16 protein-coding genes and 1 pseudogene are annotated in these 20,520 nt (G+C 63.2%); 10 read left to right on the top strand and 7 right to left on the bottom strand.

The window, feature by feature from the left end:
• Positions 1-89: 89 nt before the first annotated feature.
• Positions 90-1,028, top strand: coding sequence for a tRNA dihydrouridine(20/20a) synthase DusA (gene dusA, locus AC3IYG_RS08710; protein WP_489313377.1), 939 nt, complete (start codon positions 90-92; stop codon positions 1,026-1,028).
• Positions 1,029-1,107: 79 nt separating this feature from the next.
• Here the strand turns inward: dusA and AC3IYG_RS08705 are convergent, their stop codons facing one another.
• Positions 1,108-2,127 carry a zinc-dependent alcohol dehydrogenase family protein gene (locus AC3IYG_RS08705; RefSeq protein ID WP_489313376.1) on the bottom strand — a complete coding sequence of 340 codons (1,020 nt, stop codon included), beginning with the start codon at positions 2,125-2,127 and terminating at the stop codon, positions 1,108-1,110.
• Between the two features lie 184 nt (positions 2,128-2,311).
• Here AC3IYG_RS08705 and AC3IYG_RS08700 point away from each other — a divergent pair, with 184 nt between their 5' ends.
• From AC3IYG_RS08700 to tal, 5 genes are all read left to right on the top strand, one after another.
• Complete coding sequence (locus tag AC3IYG_RS08700; RefSeq protein ID WP_489313375.1) at positions 2,312-3,229, top strand: LysR substrate-binding domain-containing protein; 918 nt, start codon at positions 2,312-2,314, stop codon at positions 3,227-3,229.
• A 121-nt stretch (positions 3,230-3,350) separates the two neighbouring features.
• Positions 3,351-4,580 (top strand): multidrug efflux RND transporter periplasmic adaptor subunit MexE, encoded by a 1,230-nt coding sequence (gene mexE / locus AC3IYG_RS08695; protein WP_489313374.1) that lies wholly within the window; start codon positions 3,351-3,353, stop codon positions 4,578-4,580.
• A gap of 12 nt (positions 4,581-4,592) precedes the next feature.
• Positions 4,593-7,763 (top strand): efflux RND transporter permease subunit, encoded by a 3,171-nt coding sequence (locus AC3IYG_RS08690; RefSeq protein WP_489313373.1) that lies wholly within the window; start codon positions 4,593-4,595, stop codon positions 7,761-7,763.
• Positions 7,760-9,184, top strand: coding sequence for an efflux transporter outer membrane subunit (locus AC3IYG_RS08685; protein WP_489313372.1), 1,425 nt, complete (start codon positions 7,760-7,762; stop codon positions 9,182-9,184). Before AC3IYG_RS08690 ends, AC3IYG_RS08685 begins: the two co-directional genes overlap by 4 nt.
• Positions 9,185-9,337: 153 nt before the next feature.
• Positions 9,338-10,264: a transaldolase gene (tal, locus tag AC3IYG_RS08680; RefSeq protein WP_489313371.1), complete on the top strand. Its 927-nt coding sequence runs from the start codon at positions 9,338-9,340 to the stop codon at positions 10,262-10,264.
• 224 nt (positions 10,265-10,488) lie between these two features.
• Here tal and rssC read toward each other — a convergent pair whose 3' ends face one another.
• Together rssC and rssB are read right to left on the bottom strand one after the other, a co-directional pair.
• Positions 10,489-10,971: an anti-sigma factor antagonist RssC gene (gene rssC, locus AC3IYG_RS08675; protein ID WP_489313370.1), complete on the bottom strand. Its 483-nt coding sequence runs from the start codon at positions 10,969-10,971 to the stop codon at positions 10,489-10,491.
• Between the two features lie 10 nt (positions 10,972-10,981).
• Positions 10,982-12,166, bottom strand: a complete 1,185-nt coding sequence (gene rssB, locus AC3IYG_RS08670) for a two-component system response regulator RssB (RefSeq protein WP_489313369.1) — start codon at positions 12,164-12,166, stop codon at positions 10,982-10,984.
• A 218-nt stretch (positions 12,167-12,384) separates the two neighbouring features.
• Here rssB and AC3IYG_RS08665 point away from each other — a divergent pair, with 218 nt between their 5' ends.
• On the top strand, positions 12,385-12,684 hold the full coding sequence (locus tag AC3IYG_RS08665; protein ID WP_489313368.1) for a PilZ domain-containing protein: 300 nt from the start codon (positions 12,385-12,387) through the stop codon (positions 12,682-12,684).
• A 63-nt stretch (positions 12,685-12,747) separates the two neighbouring features.
• Here the strand turns inward: AC3IYG_RS08665 and AC3IYG_RS08660 are convergent, their stop codons facing one another.
• Complete coding sequence (locus tag AC3IYG_RS08660) at positions 12,748-13,449, bottom strand: MlaA family lipoprotein (protein ID WP_489313367.1); 702 nt, start codon at positions 13,447-13,449, stop codon at positions 12,748-12,750.
• A gap of 358 nt (positions 13,450-13,807) precedes the next feature.
• On the opposite strand from AC3IYG_RS08660, the gene pcrP reads away from it, so the two are divergent.
• The 3 genes and pseudogenes from pcrP (at position 13,808) to AC3IYG_RS08645 (ending at position 15,461) form a co-directional block, all read left to right on the top strand.
• Entirely contained in the window at positions 13,808-14,545 is a 738-nt protein-coding gene (pcrP, locus tag AC3IYG_RS08655; protein WP_489313366.1) for an HAD superfamily inactivated hydrolase PcrP, read from the top strand.
• Positions 14,545-15,124: pseudogene (locus tag AC3IYG_RS08650) on the top strand (phosphonate degradation HD-domain oxygenase). Before pcrP ends, AC3IYG_RS08650 begins: the two are co-directional and overlap by 1 nt.
• Positions 15,125-15,197: 73 nt before the next feature.
• Positions 15,198-15,461 (top strand): DUF4404 family protein, encoded by a 264-nt coding sequence (locus AC3IYG_RS08645; protein WP_489313365.1) that lies wholly within the window; start codon positions 15,198-15,200, stop codon positions 15,459-15,461.
• Positions 15,462-15,502: 41 nt separating this feature from the next.
• Here AC3IYG_RS08645 and queF read toward each other — a convergent pair whose 3' ends face one another.
• From queF to AC3IYG_RS08630, 3 genes are all read right to left on the bottom strand, one after another.
• Positions 15,503-16,333: an NADPH-dependent 7-cyano-7-deazaguanine reductase QueF gene (gene queF, locus AC3IYG_RS08640; RefSeq protein ID WP_489313364.1), complete on the bottom strand. Its 831-nt coding sequence runs from the start codon at positions 16,331-16,333 to the stop codon at positions 15,503-15,505.
• A gap of 84 nt (positions 16,334-16,417) precedes the next feature.
• Positions 16,418-19,486 (bottom strand): efflux RND transporter permease subunit, encoded by a 3,069-nt coding sequence (locus AC3IYG_RS08635; protein ID WP_489313363.1) that lies wholly within the window; start codon positions 19,484-19,486, stop codon positions 16,418-16,420.
• On the bottom strand, positions 19,483-20,514 hold the full coding sequence (locus tag AC3IYG_RS08630; RefSeq protein ID WP_489313362.1) for an efflux RND transporter periplasmic adaptor subunit: 1,032 nt from the start codon (positions 20,512-20,514) through the stop codon (positions 19,483-19,485). The genes AC3IYG_RS08635 and AC3IYG_RS08630 overlap by 4 nt, the downstream gene beginning before the upstream one ends.
• Positions 20,515-20,520 lie beyond the last annotated feature (6 nt).

Raw genomic sequence — 20,520 nt, 5'->3', positions numbered from 1 at the left:
AAATGAACGTAGCAGAAAACCTCACAAATACAGCATCTACGCCCGCATTAGAGCGACTAGAGCCAAATAGGAGATTTTCTGTTGCGCCGATGATGGATTGGACCGACCGGCATTGCCGATTCTTTCTGCGGCTGCTGTCGCGGCAGGCTTTGCTGTACACGGAGATGGTCACGACCGGGGCCTTGCTACGCGGCGATCACGAGCGTTTTCTGCTGCATGCCGAAGCCGAGTACCCGCTGGCCCTGCAGCTCGGCGGCAGTGTGCCGGAGGAGTTGGCGGCCTGTGCGCGGCTGGCGGAGCAAGCGGGTTATGACGAGGTCAACCTGAATGTCGGCTGCCCGAGCGACCGGGTGCAGAACAATATGATCGGCGCCTGTTTGATGGCCCATCCGGCGCTGGTGGCCGATTGCGTGAAAGCCATGCGCGATGCGGTGTCGATTCCGGTGACGGTCAAGCATCGGATCGGGATCGACGGCCGTGACAGCTACGCCGAGCTCTGCGACTTTGTCGGTCAGGTGCGGGATGCCGGCTGCCAGAGCTTTACCGTGCATGCGCGGATTGCCATCCTCGCCGGCCTGTCGCCGAAGGAAAACCGCGAGGTGCCGCCGCTGCGTTATGAGGTGGCGGCGCAGCTCAAACAGGATTTCCCGGATCTGGAGATCATCCTCAACGGCGGGATCAAGACCCTGGAGCAATGCCAGGAGCACTTGCAGACCTTCGATGGGGTGATGCTCGGTCGTGAGGCTTATCACAACCCCTACCTGCTCGCGGCCGTCGACCAGCAACTGTTCGGCAGCACCGCGCCTGTGGTCAGCCGGGTTGGCGCGCTGGAGCGGTTGCGCCCGTATATCGAACAGCACTTAGCCACAGGCGGCGCCATGCACCACATCACCCGGCATGTGCTGGGGTTGGGTCAGGGTTTTCCGGGGGCGCGGCGGTTCAGGCAATTGCTGTCCGTCGATATCCACAAGGCGGCCAACCCTCTGGCATTGCTCGACCAGGCGGCCGAACTGCTCAAGGGCCGCTAGCGGGCGGCAGACGGTTCGGATCGACGGCTATAGCCGCGAAAGCTGATCCGAACCGGGCGATCGGCATCGACCGCCAGTTTTATTCAGTGACTTGCAGCACCACGCGCCCCTGTTTCGGGCAACGCTCCATATAGCGGTGAGCCTCGACGAACGCGGTGAAGGGGAACACCTTCTCGACCCGTGGCAGCAGCACGCGATCGCGGGCCAGTTGGTTCAAGGCGTTCAGCGCCCGATCCAGGGCTTCGTGATCCTGGGGAATGCCCAGCTCAGCCTTACCGGTGAAGTTGCCAATACAGTGTACGAAGAACTGGATGTTCTTCTGGAACGCCGCACAAGCCGGGAACGGCGTCTGGTTGCCGCCCTGCAAGCCGTACAGCACCAGCCGCCCACGCGGCGCCAGCACATCGCCGAGCAAGCACATCTGCGGGCCACCGAGGCCGTCCAGGACGATATCGACACCACGCCCGTCGGTATATTTATTGACGGTGGTGACCAGGTCCTGCTCTTCGGTGACTATGACTTTCTCGGCGCCGAGGGCCAGCAGTTGCTCACGGTCCTCAGGGTCTTTGGTCGCCGCGATGATCCGCGCACCCAATGCCTTGCCCAATTGCAAAAAGGCCGGCCCGGAACAATGCGCCGCATCGGTCACCAGTACGGTCTGACCGGGTTGAAAGCGCGCCAGGTCGACATAGGCGAAATAGGCGATCAGCAGCGGTGTATAGAAGCCGCTGGCCTCGATTGGCGTCAGCAACTCCGGATAGCGGGTGATCGAGGTACGCGGCAGCACCAGCTCGTCGCCGTAGCCCGGGTAGTCGTTCGGGCTGTGGGCCGGGAAGCTGGCGACTTTATCGCCCACGGCCAGGTCATCCACGCCTTCGCCCACCGCCAGCACCACGCCGGCCAATTCGTGCCCCAGCCCAGCCGGCAAATGCGCCTGCGACGGTGCCAGGTTCTGCCGCCACATCACGTCGTACCAGCTGATGCTGATGGCTTCGACCCGCAGCAACACCTCGCCTGCCGCAGGTTTTGCGACAGGCTGCTGTTCCAGCTTGAGCACTTCAGCCGGGCCGAACTGATGGAAACGAATTACACGGGACATCGCTCACCTCACATATGGATTCCCAATGGCCATGGACTTTATCGGGGCTTAGCCAGCAAAACCACCCGCTGCCGTTGATAGTCGACATAAATGCCAATGATGCAGCCGCTTGACGCCAGCGCCGCGGCCCTTCAGCCTCATACCCCAGGGAACCAAGTACACCGAGGAATCAGGGTACCGCCGAATGAATCGTAACGACTTGCGCCGCGTCGACCTGAACTTGTTGATCGTCTTCGAAACATTGATGCACGAACGCAGTGTGACCCGTGCGGCGGAAAAACTCTTCCTCGGCCAGCCGGCGATCAGCGCCGCCCTGGCGCGGTTGCGCAGCCTGTTCGACGACCCGCTGTTCGTGCGTACCGGTCGCAGCATGGAGCCTACCGCCCGCGCCCAGGAAATTTTCGGCCTGCTGTCGCCCGCGCTGGATTCGATTTCCACGGCTGTCAGTCGCGCCTCGGAATTCGATCCGGCGACCAGCAACGCGGTGTTTCGTATCGGCCTGTCGGACGATGTCGAGTTCGGCCTGCTGCCGCTGCTGCTGCGCCGTATCCGCGCCGAAGCACCGGGCGTGGTGCTGGTGGTCCGTCGCGCCAACTACCTGCTGATGCCCAACCTGCTCGCCTCCGGGGAAATTTCCGTGGGCGTCAGTTATACCGAGGAACTCCCGGCCAATGCCAAGCGCAGGACTTTGCGCCGCAGCCAGCCCAAACTGCTGCGGGCGGATTCCGCACCCGGGCGCCTGAGCCTCGACGACTACTGCGCTCGCCCGCATGTGCTGGTGTCGTTCGCGGGCGACCTGAATGGTTTTATCGACGATGAACTGGCGAAGATCGGCCGCTCACGCAAAGTGGTGCTGGCCGTGCCGCAATTCAATGGCCTGGGCACGCTATTGGCCGGCACCGACATGGTCGCCATCGTGCCGGACTACACCGCCGCCGCCCTGACCGCCGCCGGCGGTGTGCGCGCCGAGGACACGCCCATGGAAAGCCCGGCGTTCGAATTGTCCATGGCCTGGCGTGGCGCCCAGGACAACGACCCGGCCGAACGCTGGCTGCGCTCGCGCATCCAGATGTTCGTCGGCGACCCGGATAGCCTGCTCTAGAGCCTTGCGCAGGCTTAATCATCATTCTCGCTGATAGTCATCTTCGCCCCGTTCGATTCGTCGTCCCGCAACCTCCAAAGCACACTCCGCCCATTCAAAAAACCGATTGGCGGAGACAACCATGCAACAGTCACTCAAGGTCTTGCGCGTACCCCTGACGGCACTCGCCCTAATCGTCATCAGCGCGTGCGGTAAAGCCCCCGAAGCGACCAGTGCGCTGCCGGCCGCCAAAGTCAGCGTCGCCCAGGTGCTGCAACAACCGGTCAACGAGTGGGACGAGGTCACCGGCCGGCTCGAGGCACCGCAAGCCGTCGATGTCCGCCCGCGTGTTTCCGGCTACATCGACAAGGTCACCTTCACCGAAGGCGCCTTGGTAAAGAAAGGCGACCTGCTGTTCCAGATCGACCCGCGCCCGTTCGAAGCTGAAGTGCGTGGCCTGGAAGCCCAACTGCAACAAGTGCGCGCCAACCTGTCCCGCACCGAGAACGAAGCCCGCCGCGGCGAACGCCTGCGGGCCAGCAACGCGATTTCCGCCGAACTGGCCGATGCCCGTGCCAGCGCCGCCCTCGAAGCCCGCGCCGGTGTGGCGGCGATCCAGGCGCAACTGGAAAACGCCCGCCTGAACCTGAGCTTCACCCGCATCATCGCGCCCATCGATGGCCGCGTCAGCCGCGCCGAAATCACCGCCGGCAACCTGGTGAACGCCGGGCAGACCCTGCTCACCAGCCTGGTTTCCACCGACAAGGTCTATGCCTACTTCGACGCCGACGAAAAAGTCTTCCTCAAGTACAACGACCTCGCTCGCCAGGGTCAACGCGGCCAGACCAGCCCGGTCTACCTGGGCCTGAGCAACGAAGATGGCAACCCGCACCTGGGCCAGATGGATTTCGTCGATAACCAGGTCAACCCGAAAACCGGCACCATCCGTGCTCGCGCCGTGTTCGATAACAGCGCTGGCCGTTTCACCCCGGGCCTCTATGCCCGCCTGAAACTGGTTGGCAGCGCCACTTACCCGGCCGTGCTGATCAACGACGAGGCGGTCGGTACCGACCTGGGCAAGAAGTTCGTACTGGTCCTCGGCGCCGACAACAGCATCAGTTATCGCAGCGTGGAATTGGGCCCCAAGCTGGAAGGTCTGCGCATCGTCCGCAGTGGCCTGACCAAGGACGAACGCATCGTGGTCAAGGGGCTGCAGCGCGCCCGCCCGGGCATGACCGTGGAGCCCAAGGACATCCCGATGGCCAATGCCGCGACCGTCGCCGCCCTGGCAGAACAACGCAAGGCCGTGGAAGCCGCCAACCCGCCTCGGGTCGTGCAGCAGTCCACCGCCGCCACAGCGCCACGCGGCTAAGGGTCCAGACCGATGAATTTCTCCCAGTTTTTCATTCTGCGGCCGATCTTCGCCGCCGTGCTTTCCCTGTTGATCCTGATCGGCGGCGCGATCTCGCTGTTCCAGCTGCCCATCAGTGAATACCCGGAAGTGGTGCCGCCGACCGTGGTGGTGCGCGCCAACTTCCCCGGCGCCAACCCCAAGGTCATCGGCGAAACCGTGGCCGCGCCGCTGGAACAGGCGATCACCGGGGTCGAGAACATGCTCTACATGTCCTCGCAGTCCACCGCTGACGGCAAGATCACCCTGACCATCACCTTCGCCCTCGGCACCGACCTGGACAACGCCCAGGTGCAGGTGCAGAACCGCGTGACCCGCACCCAGCCCAAGCTGCCGGAAGAAGTCACGCGTATCGGCATCACCGTCGACAAGGCTTCGCCCGACCTGACCATGGTCGTGCACCTGACCTCGCCGGACCAGCGCTACGACATGCTCTACCTGTCCAACTACGCCCTGCTCAATATCAAGGACGAACTGGCGCGCCTGAACGGTGTCGGCGACGTACAACTGTTCGGCATGGGCGACTACTCCCTGCGGGTCTGGCTCGATCCGAACAAGACCGCCTCGCGCAACCTGACCGCCAGCGACGTGGTCAGCGCTATCCGCGAGCAGAACCGCCAGGTGGCAGCTGGGCAATTGGGCGCCCCACCCTCGCCCAGCGCCACCAGTTTCCAGCTTTCGGTCAACACCCAGGGTCGGCTGGTCAGCGAAGAGGAATTCGAGAACATCATCATTCGCGCCGGCGACAACGGTGAAATCACCCGCCTGAAAGACATCGCCCGGGTTGAACTCGGTTCCAGCCAATATGCGCTGCGTTCGTTGCTCAACAATCAACCTGCGGTCGCCATCCCAATCTTCCAGCGCCCGGGCTCCAACGCCATCGACATCTCCAATGAGGTTCGGGCAAAAATGGCCGAACTGAAGAAGGGCTTCCCGGAAGGCATGGACTTCAGCATCGTCTATGACCCGACCATCTTCGTCCGTGGTTCCATCGAAGCGGTGGTGCACACCCTGTTTGAAGCGCTGATCCTGGTTGTGCTGGTGGTGATTCTGTTCCTGCAGACCTGGCGCGCCTCGATCATCCCGCTGGTGGCGGTGCCGGTCTCGCTGATCGGTACCTTCGCCGTGATGCACCTGTTCGGTTTCTCGCTCAACGCCTTGTCGCTGTTCGGGCTGGTGCTGGCCATCGGCATCGTGGTCGATGACGCCATCGTGGTGGTGGAAAACGTCGAACGGAATATCGGCCTGGGTCTAACCCCGGTCGAAGCCACCAAGCGCGCCATGCGTGAAGTGACCGGCCCGATCATCGCCACGGCGCTGGTGCTCTGCGCGGTGTTTATCCCGGCGGCCTTCATTTCCGGATTGACCGGGCAGTTCTACAAGCAGTTCGCCCTGACCATCGCGATTTCCACGGTGATTTCGGCCTTCAACTCCCTGACCCTGTCGCCGGCGTTGGCGGCGGTACTGCTCAAGGCCCACGACGCGCCGAAGGATTGTTTCTCGAAGTTCCTCGACTCGCTGTTCGGGGGCTGGCTGTTCCGCCCCTTCAACCGCTTCTTCGACCGTGCCAGCCATGGTTATGTCGGCACCGTCACCCGCGTCATCCGCGGCAGCGGCATCGCCTTGCTGGTGTACGCCGGCCTGATGGTGCTGACCTACTTCGGCTTCGCCAGCACACCCACCGGTTTCGTGCCGCCGCAGGACAAGCAGTACCTGGTGGCGTTCGCCCAGTTGCCGGATGCGGCGAGCCTGGACCGTACCGAGACGGTGATCAAGAAAATGTCCGAGATCGCCCTGCAGCAGCCTGGTGTGGCCAACTCGGTGGCCTTCCCCGGCCTGTCGATCAACGGCTTCACCAACAGCCCGAACAGCGGCATCGTCTTCACCCCGCTCAAGCCCTTTGATGAGCGCACCGACCCGAGCCAGTCCGCAGGCGCCATCGCGGCGGCCCTGAACGCCAAGTTCGCCGGTATCGAAGACGCCTATATCGCGATCTTCCCGCCACCACCGGTACAAGGCCTGGGCACCATCGGCGGCTTCCGCCTGCAGATCGAAGACCGTGGCGGCCTGGGTTACGAGGAGCTGTACAAGGAAACCCAGAACATCATCGCCAAGAGCCAGAACGTGCCAGAGCTGGCCGGATTGTTCACCAGCTACCAGGTCAACGTGCCCCAGGTCGATGCCGCCATCGATAGGGAAAAGGCCAAGACCCACGGCGTGGCGATCACCGACATCTTCGACACCATGCAGGTCTACCTGGGTTCGCTGTACGCCAACGACTTCAACCGCTTTGGCCGCACCTACCAGGTCAACGTCCAGGCCGAGCAGCAGTTCCGCCTCGAGCCCGAGCAGATCGGCCAGTTGAAGGTGCGCAACAACCGTGGCGAGATGGTGCCGCTGTCGACGTTCGTCAAGGTCAGCGATACCTCGGGCCCGGACCGGGTGATGCACTACAACGGCTTCATCACCGCGGAAATCAACGGCGGCGCGGCACCCGGCTACAGCTCCGGGCAGGCGGAAAAAGCCATCGAGAAGCTGCTCAAGGAAGAACTGCCCAACGGCATGACCTACGAATGGACCGAGCTGACCTATCAGCAGATCCTTTCCGGTAATACCGCGCTGTTCGTCTTCCCGCTTTGCGTATTGCTGGCCTTCCTGGTGCTGGCGGCGCAGTACGAAAGCTGGAGCCTGCCGCTGGCGGTGATCCTGATCGTACCGATGACGCTGCTGTCGGCCATTACCGGAGTGATCCTCTCCGGCGGCGACAACAACATCTTCACCCAGATCGGCCTGATCGTACTGGTGGGGCTGGCCTGTAAGAACGCGATCCTGATCGTCGAGTTCGCCAAGGACAAGCAAGAGGAAGGCATGGGCCCGCTCGCCGCGGTGCTGGAGGCCTGCCGCCTGCGTCTGCGGCCGATCCTGATGACCTCCTTCGCCTTCATCATGGGCGTGGTGCCCCTGGTGTTCTCCAGCGGTGCCGGTGCGGAAATGCGCCATGCCATGGGGGTTGCGGTGTTCTCCGGGATGCTCGGGGTAACCTTCTTCGGCCTGCTGCTGACACCGGTGTTCTACGTGCTGATCCGTAACTTCGTCGAGCGCCGCGAGGCCCGCAAAGCCAGCCTGCTGGAGGCCAAAGTATGACCTTCAAAGCCTTCGCCCCGGCCCTGCTGGCTCTCGCGCTGAGCGCCTGCACCGTGGGCCCGGACTACAAAAGCCCGGACACCGCACCGGCAACCCTCAGCGCCGCCGCCCAACTCAATGAAGGGCGCGGCGACTACGACCGCAGCAAGTTCGAGGTGAGCTGGTGGCAGCAGTTCGAGGACCCGACGCTGAACCAGTTGGTGGCGCAATCGCTGCGCGACAACCGTCAACTGCGTGTCGCCTTCGCCCGCCTGAAGGCCGCACGGGCAATCCGCGACGATGTCGCCAATGACCGCTTCCCGACCGTCACCAGCCGCGCCAGCAGCGAGCTGGGCAAGTCGCAGCAACCGGGCATTACCGAGCAGCGGGTGAACAACGAGCGCTATGACCTGGGCCTGGACATGATCTGGGAGATCGACCTGTTCGGCCGTATCCAGCGGCAGTTGGAAGCCAGCGATGCCGAACAGGAAGTCGCCGAAGCCGAGCTCTATCAGTTGCAGGTCAGCCTGATCGCCGAACTGGTGGACGCCTATGGCGAACTGCGCGGTGCCCAGCTGCGGGAACGGATCGCTCGCAGCAACCTGAAAAACCAGCAGGAGTCGCGCGGCCTGACCGAACGCCTGCGCGATGCCGGCGTGGGCAACGAACTCGACGTGCTGCGCGCCGATGCGCGCCTGGCCGCCACTGAGGCCAGCGTGCCGCAATTGCAGGCGCAGGAAGTGCGCGCTCGCAACCGCATCGCCACCCTGCTCGGGCAACGGCCGGAAGCCTTGCAGGTCGACCTCGGCCCGAAAGACTTGCCCGCGATCGCCAAAGCCCTGCCGATCGGCGACCCGGCGGAGCTGCTGCGCCGTCGCCCGGATGTGCATATCGCCGAGCGGCAACTGGCGGCGGCCACCGCGAATATTGGGGTCGCCACCGCGGACCTGTTCCCGCGCATCAACGTCGCCGGCTTCCTCGGCTTTACCGCCGGGCGCGGCTCGCAACTGGGCTCCTCGGCGGCACGGGCCTGGGGCGTGGCACCGAGCATCAGCTGGGCGGCCTTCGACCTGGGCAGCGTGCGGGCTCGCCTGCGTGGCGCCGAAGCCGATGCCGACGGCGCCCTGGCCAGTTACGAACAGCAGGTGCTGCTGGCCTTGGAAGAGTCGGAAAACGCCTTCAGCGACTATGGCAAGCGTCAGGAGCGCCTGATCTCGCTGCTGCGCCAGAGCGAAGCCAGCCGCGCGGCGGCCGATCAAGCCTCGATCCGCTACCGCGAAGGCACGGTGGACTTCCTCGTACTGCTCGACGCCGAACGCGAACGCCTGGCTGCCGAAGACGCCCAGGCCCAGGCGGAAGTCGAGGTCTATCGCGGCATCGTCGCCATCTACAAAGCCCTTGGCGGCGGCTGGCAGGCTCCGGCGCTGACCGCTGCGCGCTGATCCTCGGTTCACACAGCGCCGCCTACGAGCAGACGATGAGCGTAGGCGGCGCCATGGGCACCACGTTCATCCTGGGTAATAGCACTATGCAGCCGTTGAGTGGCTGCGACGGCTCGGGTAAGGTCATGGCATTCGCCACGACAAGGTTGTGCTATGACCTCCAAGCTGGATCAACTCAAACAGTTCACTACCGTAGTCGCCGACACCGGCGACATCGACGCCATCGCCCGCCTCAAACCGGTAGATGCCACCACCAATCCCTCGCTGCTGCTCAAGGCCGCCGCCATGCCCGGCTACGCCGAGCTGCTGGCCAACGCGGTAGCCGGCTGTAACGGCGACCTGGGGCTGGCTTGCGATCGCTTTGGGGTCGCCGTCGGCCAGGGCATCCTCGAGGTGATACCCGGGCGCATCTCCACCGAAGTCGATGCCCGCCTGTCATTCGACACCCAGGCCACTTTGCGCCGCGCCGAACGCCTGATCGGTCTCTACGACCAGGCCGGTATCGGCCGCGAGCGGGTGCTGATCAAGATCGCCGCCACCTGGGAAGGCATTCGCGCCGCCGAGCAGCTCGAGCGCGCCGGCATCCAGACCAACCTGACCCTGCTGTTCGCCTTCGCCCAGGCCGCCGCCTGCGCCGACGCCGGCATCTTCCTGATCTCGCCCTTCGTCGGCCGTATCTACGACTGGTACAAGAAAACCGAAGGCCGCGACTTTGTCGGCGCGGATGATCCTGGCGTACGTTCCGTCACCCGGATCTACAACTACTACAAAGCCAATGGCCACAGCACCGTGGTGATGGGTGCGAGCTTCCGCAACCTGGGGCAGATCGAACAACTGGCCGGCTGCGACCGCCTGACCATCAGCCCGGAACTGCTGCAGCAACTGGCGGACGACCACAGCCCGCTGGAGCGCAAACTGGCCACGGGCAAGCCTGGCGAGGCGCGCCAGAGCCTTGACGAGAGCGGTTTCCGCTGGGCAATGAACGAGGATGCGATGGCCACCGAGAAACTCGCCGAAGGCATTCGCCTGTTCGCCCGCGACCAGGAAAAACTCGAAGCCCTGCTCGCCACCAAACGCTAGAACGCACAACGCGCGAGCCCCATAAGGCCTCGCGCGTTGGCATGCAGATCCAGGGTGGGTTAGTGGCCTGTGTGGCTGGTTCCATTCGTTAACTTCGGCGCCTGAAGCCGCGATCCAGCGTTGCAATCCCTCGCCGTAGCCGTGCTACGACTCGTCGTTGCGCCTTGCCTCGCGACTCCCGGCATCCGAATTTAAGTTAACGAACTAACCGAACAGGCTACTAGTCAGCTGCGCTCGAGGGCGCTGACCAGGTCGTGGAAGGCTTCGCGATTGGACTCGTTGAGCCCCATCAGGATGCGGTGGGCTTCCAGCACTTTGGCTTTCACCACCTCTTCCGACTGATCCTGCGAGGGCAAGTCGGCCAGGCTGTCGGGGCACAGGATCGGCCGGTCGACGATATTGAACACCTGATCGAAGCCCATCGACTGCAACAACCGGGTGATATCCGGATGCGTCGTCACCACGGTCGGTAGCAGGCCGATCTTCTGCCGCGAAAGGATCGAGAGCTTGGCCAGCAACCCCAGCGTGGTGCTGTCGATGCTGCGCGTCTCCGTCAAGTCGATGACGATTGCCGAGAAATTCAGCGCAGTGAAGATTTTTTCAATAGTCGCATCCAGCGCTGAACAAAGCGTCAGACGCACTTCGCCGACGAACTTGAGAACGAAGGTGCCGTTCTGCTCAGCGAATTGAATTCTACCGGTACTCATACAGCAGCACTCATGCAAGGTTCCTGCTTAACACCAGCAAGGCAATATCATCTGGCATATCACTGAGATCAGCCAGTCCAAGCACCTGGCGCAGTCCATCCAGACTGCCGCCCGCCGTGCATACCAATTGCGGTAACACCGCTTCCTTTTCTTTGAGTGTATCGCCCGGCAAAAGGTCCAAAATGCCGTCCGAGAGCAAGGTCAGGCTGAATGACTCCGGCAGCGCCATCACATGGTCGGTGTAAGTCGCCTCGGTAAACAAGCCCACCGGCAGCCCACGACCTTCCAGGTAATGCGCCTCACCCTGGCTATACAGCACAGGTAGCGGCAGATGACCGCCAATGCTGTAGGTCAATTGGCCGCTGTGCTCATCGATCACCCCGCCGAGCATGGTCACATGCTTGCCCAGCTTGCAGTTGATCAGCCCACGGTTGATATGCCCGAGCACATCCGAAGGTTTGAACTCCGGCAGCAGCCCACCGCGACGCGACTCGTACAGCAGCCGGGTGGTCATGAACTTCAACAGCACGGTGATGAATGCCGAGGAAGCGCCGTGCCCGGAAACATCGGCCAGGTAGAAGGCGATGCGCCGATCATCCAGGCGGAAGTAGTCGACGAAATCCCCCGACAGATACAGCGAAGGGATGATCTGGTGGGCGAACTGCAAACCATCGACCGCCCAAGGCGTCGTCGGCAGCATATTCATCTGCACCTGCCGCCCGGCGTTCTGGTCCTCCTGCAACAAGTGCAGGCTGGCTTGCAGCTCGCGGTTGGCCACCTCGAGCTTTTCGCGATAACGACGGTTTTCCAGACGCAAGTGCGAACGGTCGAGCGCACGGCGCACCGAGTGTTCGAGCACGGCGAGGTCTTCCAGCGGTTTGATCAGGTAGTCAGCGGCGCCCAGGCGCAAGGCTTCGACTGCATCGCTCATCACGCCGGCACCGGAGACAACGATCACCGGTGTCTCGACGTCCAAGGCATTGATGCGGCGAATCAGCTCCAAGCCGTCAACCTGCGGCATGCGCAAGTCGCAAATCACCAGATCAGGTTTTTTCTGCTCGAAGACCTGCAGTCCTTGCAAGCCATTACTCGCTTGCAGGACGCTGAAGCCACTGTCTTCCAAGTAGGCCGCGAGACTCGCGCGCACTACTTCGTCGTCGTCAATAATCAGCAGCGAGGCACTGGAATTGTGCATGGGGTACCAGGCAAACGGCGCCAGGGATAGTTGGCATATGCGTCAGGCGGGATAAGCCAGGACGCGTGTACTCGCAGATCACTTCAAGGCGCAGACGGTACTCCCATCCGTTCATCGATTCAAGCTTACGCCGATCGTCGTCAGGCGCCTTTACAGCTTAAAGAGGCGAAGGTTATAAGAATCGAAGGAGAGTCTATAAAAATCAGAGGACCTGGCCAATGAGCCAAAGCGATCATGCCTACACCGAGAAACGCGATTACATCCGTATGCGCCTGGAAGCACCCGTCACCCTGCAACACGCCGGCCGGGACATCCCGGCACTGTGCCTGGACCTGTCCAGCACCGGCATGCAGCTGGAAGCCGAGAGCTCGGTAAGCCTGGGAGAGAAGGTTCGCGTGCATATCGCTTCCGAACACAACGAACTCAAGGGCCTCGACGCCGAGGGCGAGGTGGTACGGGTCACGGCACTTGCAGATGGCCGCCAATCCTTGGGGCTGTTGATCCTGTCGATGAAATAGCCCGACACAGAATATGACAAAGGCGGCCAAGGCCGCCTTTGTCATATCTGGAAATCAAAACGCTTAGAAATCGTCTTCGACCTGACCGTCTTTGACCTTGAACTCACGGTTCTGCAGGAACGCATTGCGGATGAACAGGTACTTGTCGCCGCTGATCATCTTCTCGGCCGACAGCAGGCTGGCACGGGTATCGACCACATCCACCGCACGCGCTACGTTGCGCGCCGGCACATCGTTGATGTACGGGTAGGGTTCGAGGAAGCTATCGGGAATCTTGCCCGTAGCATCCCGCACGGTGCTTGGCCCCAACAGCGGCAAGACCAGATAAGGACCGCTGCCCAGGCCCCAGGCGCCGAAGGTCTGGCCGAAGTCTTCATCGTTGCGTTGCAGGCCCATCTTATTGGCCACATCGAAAAAGCCCAGCAAACCAAAGGTGGTGTTGAAAATCAGGCGGCTGGTATCGACACCGGCGTCATGCACCTTGCCTTGCAAAAGGTCGTTGGCCAGGTTGCCGACCTCGCCAACGTTGCTGAATACGTTGTGGATGCCGTCTTCGAGGAACTGTGGCGTCACCGCCTGGTAGCCCTGCGCCAGCGGCTTGAGCGCGTAGATGTCGAGCGTATCGTTGAAGCTGAATATCGCGCGGTTGAAGCCCTCCCAAGGATCTTCTTCAGCGGCCTGTGCCATCGCCGGCAGCAGCGCCAGGCTGGCACAGACAAACAGTTGACCTAGACGATCGACCCAACTCGTGGCGATCAAACGCATGTGCAGTCTCTCCGAGAGAAAGTAGTGAGGGGACGCGGGGTCCGCCAAATGAGCGGCGCAGTATAAAGCCACAAACACCGTTTTTGGCAGCATAGCGAAGATCCGCGCGGCACGAAAAATACCGTGCGCGCCTTATGAACAATCTCGACAGCGCGGATTAGCACCCCGAGCCCGCCCCCTCACACCAGGTGTACGGGGGCAGGCAGGCACGACCAAGGCGGCTGAGTCGGCGTAAAAAGCTCGAATCCTGACACGGCGATCATCGCGACCGCCCCGTTAACGGCGCCCGTCACACAAACTTCATCCAGCCGTCATCTGCGCTATTTACTCTGCATTAGACACCCTCCGGATGAACAGCATGCAACCCCCAGCCATAGCCCCGCCCGCCTTTACCGCCGTGCTCTTCGGCCTGTCCGGCTGCCTGGTGGATTTCGGTGCGCGCACCTTGCCGGTTACGCTCCAGCGCCTCTATCCCGCCAGCGCGGGCCAACGCCTGCCCGCGCAATTGGCGCCGGCCATGGCGTTGGCCGCCACCCTGGGGCGTGTGGCGCAGCCGACAGAGCTGCTCGACCTGAACCAGACCCTTGCTCAGACCGCCGACGAACACGCCGAGCTCACCCCTGGCGCACTGGCACTGCTGGAACACTTGCAGCAGCACGGTGTGCCCTGCGCCTGGCTCGATGAGCTGCCGCGCGACGCCAGCACCCGCCTGGCCAGCCCCCTGCCCAGCTGGCTGCACCCGACACACAGCAGCAGCCGTCCCTGGCCGGCACCGGATGCCTGTTGGCAGGCGCTGATGGCGTTACGAGTCGCCAATCTGACTGGCTGCGTATTGATCAGCGGCGAGCCGCGGCTGCTGCAGGCCGGGCTGAACGCCGGGCTCTGGACCGTTGGCCTGGCGGCCTGCGGCTCGTTGTGCGGGCAGGCGCCGGCTGACTGGCAGGCACTCCCGGCACTCGAACGCGATCAACTGCGGGCCCAAGCCACTCTCGAGCTGTACCGCCTGGGCGTGCACTCGGTAGTCGACCACTTGGCCGAGCTGGGCCCCAGCCTGACCGACCTCGCGATTCGCCGGCAGAAAGGTGAAAAGCCCTGATGCTCAACCGCCAAGACTTTACCGGGCAACTGGCTGAACTCTTCGCCCGACGTGGCGCCGAGCCTTATGGCGAGGCCGTCGGCCAGGCGCAACACGCGCTGCAATGCGCCACCCTGGCCGAGCGCTCGGGCTGCAGCGAAGACCTGGTGATTGCCGCACTGCTGCACGACATTGCCCATCTCTATGAAGACCCGGCAGCCATCGAGCTCCACGATCTGCGCCATGAGGAGCTGGCCGGCGAACTGCTGCGCCCGCTGCTGCCGGAAGCCGTGTGGCAGCCGATCCGCCTGCATGTCGCAGCCAAGCGTTATCTCTGTGCAACGGACACGGGCTACCATGCCGCGCTATCGCCAGCGTCGCAACAGAGCCTGGAACTGCAAGGCGGCCCCTTCGATGGACGCGAGGTGCAGGCCTTTCTGCGCGCACCATTCGCCCAGGAGGCTCTGCTGCTGCGTCGTCTGGACGATCTGGCCAAGGACCCGAGCATGCGCACGCCGCCACTGGAACACTTTTATCCCGCGCTCGAACGTCTGCTGCACACTTGATCGAGATCAGGCAAAGACCACGCGCTTGGATTAACCTCTAAGCAGGTAGGGACCTTTCGCGCAGGCGCAAGGTCAATGCTTTTGCCTATTTACGGAGGAATAACGCCATGCCTGCCCGCGAACTGCAGCAGCAATTGAACGAACTGCGCGAGCAACTGGAAAAAGGCTCGCCACTCACCGACGAGGAGCGTGCCCACCTGCAGGAACTGGCGAGCCAGATCGAACTGCAACTGGCACGCGAAGCCAGCGCGCCGGACATCAACCTGGTGGACGGTGTGAATCTCGCCGTGGAGCGTTTCGAAGTCGAGCACCCGACCCTGGCCGGCACCCTGCGCAACATTGTGCAAAGCCTGGCCAATATGGGGATCTGACTCCCCGCCAAGCAAAAACCCGGCCGCAGCCGGGGTTTTGCTTACTGGCGCACCAGGCGACGATTATCCGGCGCGATGGCGCCACTGCTGCGGTAAGGGTTGATGTCCAAACCGCCGCGCCGCACGTAACGCGCATACACCGTCAGTTTTTGCGGCTGCAACAGGCGCTGCAGATCGAGGAAGATGCGCTCAACGCACTGCTCATGGAAATCCGCGTGCTGGCGGAAGCTGACCAGATACGCCAGCAGGCTGGCGTGATCCAGCGCCGCCCCCCGATACTCCACCACCACGCTGCCCCAGTCCGGCTGCCCGGTGACCGGGCAGTTGGATTTGAGCAGATGGCTGTGCAGGCTTTCCTCGACGACCCGCGTCGCGTCGCAGCGCAGCAGTTCGGGTTGCGGCTGCTGGTAGTTGCTGATGCTGATATCCAGCTCATCGATGCAGACGCCCGGCAGGCGCGTCACGCCCTCCGCTTCCACGTCCGCCAGGCTGCGCACGCGCACGCTTACCGGCTTGCCGGCGGCTGCGGACAGATCCTGTTCGAGAACCGCCCGCAACCCCGCCGCATCGGCAAACACGCTCTGGTTCAGCGAGTTGAGGTAGAGCTTGAAGGATTTCGACTCGATGATATTCGGCGAATCCGCCGGGATCGCGAACTCGCCAATCGCCACCACAGGTTTACCGGACGGCAGCAGCCAGGACAGCTCGAAGCAGTTCCAGAAATCCACGCCCTGATACGGCAGCGTCTCGGCCGTCAGCCCCAGCTCGGCCCACTTGGCCGCGCGCGGAATCGGAAACAACAGGGACGGGGTGTACGTGGCGATGTATTCGCTGGATTTACCCAGCGGCGAATGTTCGGCAGCGGGATGCATGACGGAAAACCTGGCTAATCAAAACGCGGCAAGTGTATACAGTTTTTGCCGTGCTTTCAGCCCGGAGCCGCCGTCAGCCATCCATCAGGTCATGACCGGCAGCCCCTCCTCCACCCGTAACGGCCGCCAGCGCCGCAGCAACAGGTACAGGGTGGGGATCACGAACAGGGTAAAAAAAGTGCCTACCAGCAGGCCGCCGACTATCACCAGGCCGATCTGCTGACGGCTCTCGGCGCCGGCACCGCTGGCGATGGCCAGGGGCAGCGAACCCAGCACCATGGCGCCGGTGGTCATCAGGATCGGGCGCAGGCGCTGCACCGAGGCGTCGATCACCGCCGCGCGCAGCTCCTCGCCCTGGCGCAACAGGTTGTTGGCGAACTCGACGATCAGAATACCGTGCTTGGTGATCAGGCCGATCAGTGTCACCAGGCCGACCTGGGAGTAAATATTCAGCGTGCCACCGAACAGCTTCAGCGCCAGCAAGGCGCCGGCCATCGACAGCGGCACGCTGAAGAGGATGATCAGCGGGTCGATGAAACTTTCGAACTGCGCCGCCAGCACCAGGTAAATGAACACCAGGGCCAGGGCGAAGATCAGCGCGATGCCGGCGCTGGACTCCTTGAAGTCCCGCGAGGTGCCGGTGAAGTCGTACTGGGTGTCCGGCGGAAAGACTTCCCGCGCGGCGTTCTCCAGGTGCGCCAGGGCCTCACCCAGGGTAAAGCCGGCGCCGACGTTGGCACTGACGGTCACCGCCCGCAACTGGTTGAAGTGGTTGAGTTCGCGCGGCGCCACCGTCTCGCGCACCTCGATCAGGTTCGACAACTGCACCATGCGCTCATCGCGACCGCGCACGTACACACGGTCCAGGTCCGCGGGGTTGCTGCGGTCGACATCCGCCAGTTGCACCAGCACGTCGTACTGCTCGCCGTTCTGCTTGAAGCGGGTGACCTGGCGGCTGCCGAACAGGCTCTCCAGGCTGCGGCCGATGGTTGCCACGTCGGTACCGACGGCCACGGCCTGCTCGCGATTGACCGCGATTTTCAGCTGCGGCGTATTGAGCTTGAGGTCACTGTCGGTGCTTTCCAGCCCCGGGTAGTCGCGGACCTTGGCCAGCAGCTGCTCGACATAGACCTGCAACTCGGCATATTCCAGCGACGAGCGGACCACCAGGTTCACCGGTTGGTTGCGCGCGCTCTGCCCCAAGGGCGGCCGGTTGACCGGGAAGGCCCGCAGGCCGGTGATATCCCGCAGCTTTGGCAGCAGTTCATCGCGGATCTCGAACTGGCTGCGCGTGCGCTCCGCCCAGTCCTCCAGCTTCATAAAGGAAATACCCTGGGCCACGGTCGGGAAACCGGCGATCACCAGGTAACGATTGGTTTCGGGAATGCTCTCGTAAGCCTGCTCCAGCTCGCGGGCATAACGGCTGGTGTAATCGAGGGTGGCGCCGTCCGGGCCATTGAGGATGCTGATGATGGTGCCGGTGTCCTCGGTCGGCGCCAGCTCGGCCTTCAACCCGCTGAACAACCAGGCACAGGCCAGGAAAATCGCCAACAGCAGCATGAGTACCGCCACCCAGGCGCCCAGCGCCCGGCTCAGCAGGCGCCTGTAGCCCTGCGTCAGGCCATGGAGGAAATCTTCGATCCCGTTATACACGCGGTTATGCCGCTGGTTCGGCCGATGGGCCTTGAGCAGCCGCCCGCACATCATCGGCGTCAGGGTCAGCGCCACGAAGCCGGAGACCAGCACGGCGCCGGCCAGGGTCCAGGCGAACTCGGTGAACAGCTTGCCGGTGGTGCCCTGCATGAAGCCGATCGGGGCGAACACGGCGGCCAGGGTCAGGGTCATGGCGATCACCGCGAAAGCGATTTCGCGGCTGCCCTTGAGCGCCGCCTGCAGCGGCGACAGGCCCTCCTCGATATGCCGGTGGATGTTCTCCAGCATGACGATGGCATCGTCCACCACCAACCCGATCGCCAGCACCATGGCCAACAGGGTCAGGGTGTTGATGCTGAACCCCATCAACAACATCAAGGCAAAGGCGCCGATCAGCGAGACCGGAATGGTCACCAGTGGAATCAGCGTCGCGCGCAGGGAGCGCAGAAAGATGAAGATGATCAGGATGACCAGCGCCACCGCTTCCCAGATGGTGATGTAAACGTTCTCGATCGACTCGCGGATAAACTGTGAGTTGTCGTTGGCCACCGCCATTTCCATGCCTTCGGGCAGCAGCGCGCGGATCTCGGGCATGGCCTCGGCGAGGCCATCGGAGACATCCAGCGGATTGGCGGTGGCCTGTTTGATCAGCCCCAGGCTCACCGCCGGGCGGCCCTTGTAGCGCACGATGCTGCGCTCGTCGGCGGCACCGATCAACGCATGCCCGACATCCGCCAGGCGCAATAGGTAACCGCGCGAATCGTCGAGGATCAGGTTGTTGAATTCATCCGGGGTCTTCAGGTCGGTTTCGGCCAGCACGGTGAATTCGCGCTGCACCGACTCGATGCGCCCGGCAGGGATCTCGACGTTCTCGCGACGCAAGGCATTTTCCACGTCCAGTACGGTCAGGTTGTGCGCGGCGAGCTTTTCCGGGTCCAGCCAGATGCGCATGGCGAAGGTGCGCGCGCCCCGCACCTGCACCTCGGACACACCGGAAATGGTCTGCAGCCGGTCTTTGATCACCCGCTCCAGCAGGTCGGTGATGTCCATCGCCGAATAGCGCTCGCTGAAGAAGGCCAGCCAGATCACCGGCTGTGCGTCCGCTTCGACCTTTTGCACCAGGGGTTCGTCGATCTCGTCCGGCAACAGGCCTCGGACCCGCCCCAGGCGGTCGCGCACGTCGTTGGCCGCCTCGTCGGAGTTGCTGCCCAGACGAAACTGCGCGGTGATCTGAGTGTTTTCCGCGCGGCTGATGGAGCTGACGAAATCCAGCCCCTCGATGCCGGAGAGCACGTCCTCGACCGGCTGCGCCACCTGGGACTCCATGATCTCCGGGCTGGCGCCGGGGTAGATCACCGTCACCGTGACGATCGGCACGTCGATATTCGGGTATTCGCGCACCTTCAGGCGTTCGTAGGCCATCAGGCCGACCAGGACCACGATCAGCGACAGTACGGTGGCAAACACCGGCCGCCGGATACAGATGTCCGACAGCGTCATGCGCCGCCTCCCACCCGTTTGATACGTACCGCCATGCCCGGCTTGACCTTCTGCCAGCCGGCGCTGATCAGGGTGTCGCCCAGGCTGACGCCTTCGCGCACTTCCACCTGCCCGGCCTGGCGACGGCCGAGCCGGATTTCCCGCAACTCGACCTTATTGTCGATCACCAGGTTGACCATCTGCTTGTCGCCCAGCGGCATCACCGCCTCTTCCGGGATCACCAGGGCCTCGGGGCGCTCGGCGAGGATCACCGAGACCTTGACGAACTGCCCGGGTTTCAGCCGTTGCGTGGCATTGCCGAGGCTGGCGCGCACCGCCTGGCTGCGGCCGACCTCATCCAGCCGCGGGTTGATCGCCGAGATCTCGCCGATGAAGCGTTCGCCGGGAAAGGTATCCAGGGTGATCTCGATCGGCTGTCGCAGGCGGATCTGGCTGACGGCTTTCTGCGGAATGCGGAAATCCACCTTGAGCGGGTCCAGTACCTCGAGGTTGACGATGTCCTGGCCGGCGCTGAGGTAGTCGCCCGGGCTGACTTGGCGCAACCCCAGCACCCCGGAATAAGGCGCGTGGATCTGCGTTTTATCCATGCGTGCCTGCGACAGGGCCAGGCTGGCACGTGCGGCTTGTTGCTGGGTTTGGGCTTCGTCGAGGGCCTGAGCGTTGCTGGCGCCGCGCTTGAACAGCATCTGGCCACGCTGGAAGTTCTTTTCCGCCAGGTCCAGGTTGGCCTGGGCCAGGGCCAGTTCGGCGCGGACGATCGAACCATCCAGGCTGAGCAGCAAGTCGCCAGCCTTTACCGGCTGCCCCTCGCGGAAATTCAGGCGGTCCAAACGCCCGGCGATTTCCGAGCGGATCATCACCGACTCCTCCGAACGCAGCGAGCCGAAGGTGATCAGTTCGTCGCGCACCAGGACCTGCTGCGGCTGCACCACCTCCACCAATGGCGCCTGGGCCTCCTCTGCCCGACTCCAACCGACAGCCAGCAGCAGCGAAACAGCCCCAAGCCAAGCACGCGGATAGCCGAACATATACAA

The sequence above is a fragment of the Pseudomonas sp. KH_027 genome (genome assembly GCF_057838565.1).
The sequence above is the reverse complement of the archived record's forward strand: the minus strand, read 5'-3'. Positions and strand labels throughout refer to the sequence as shown.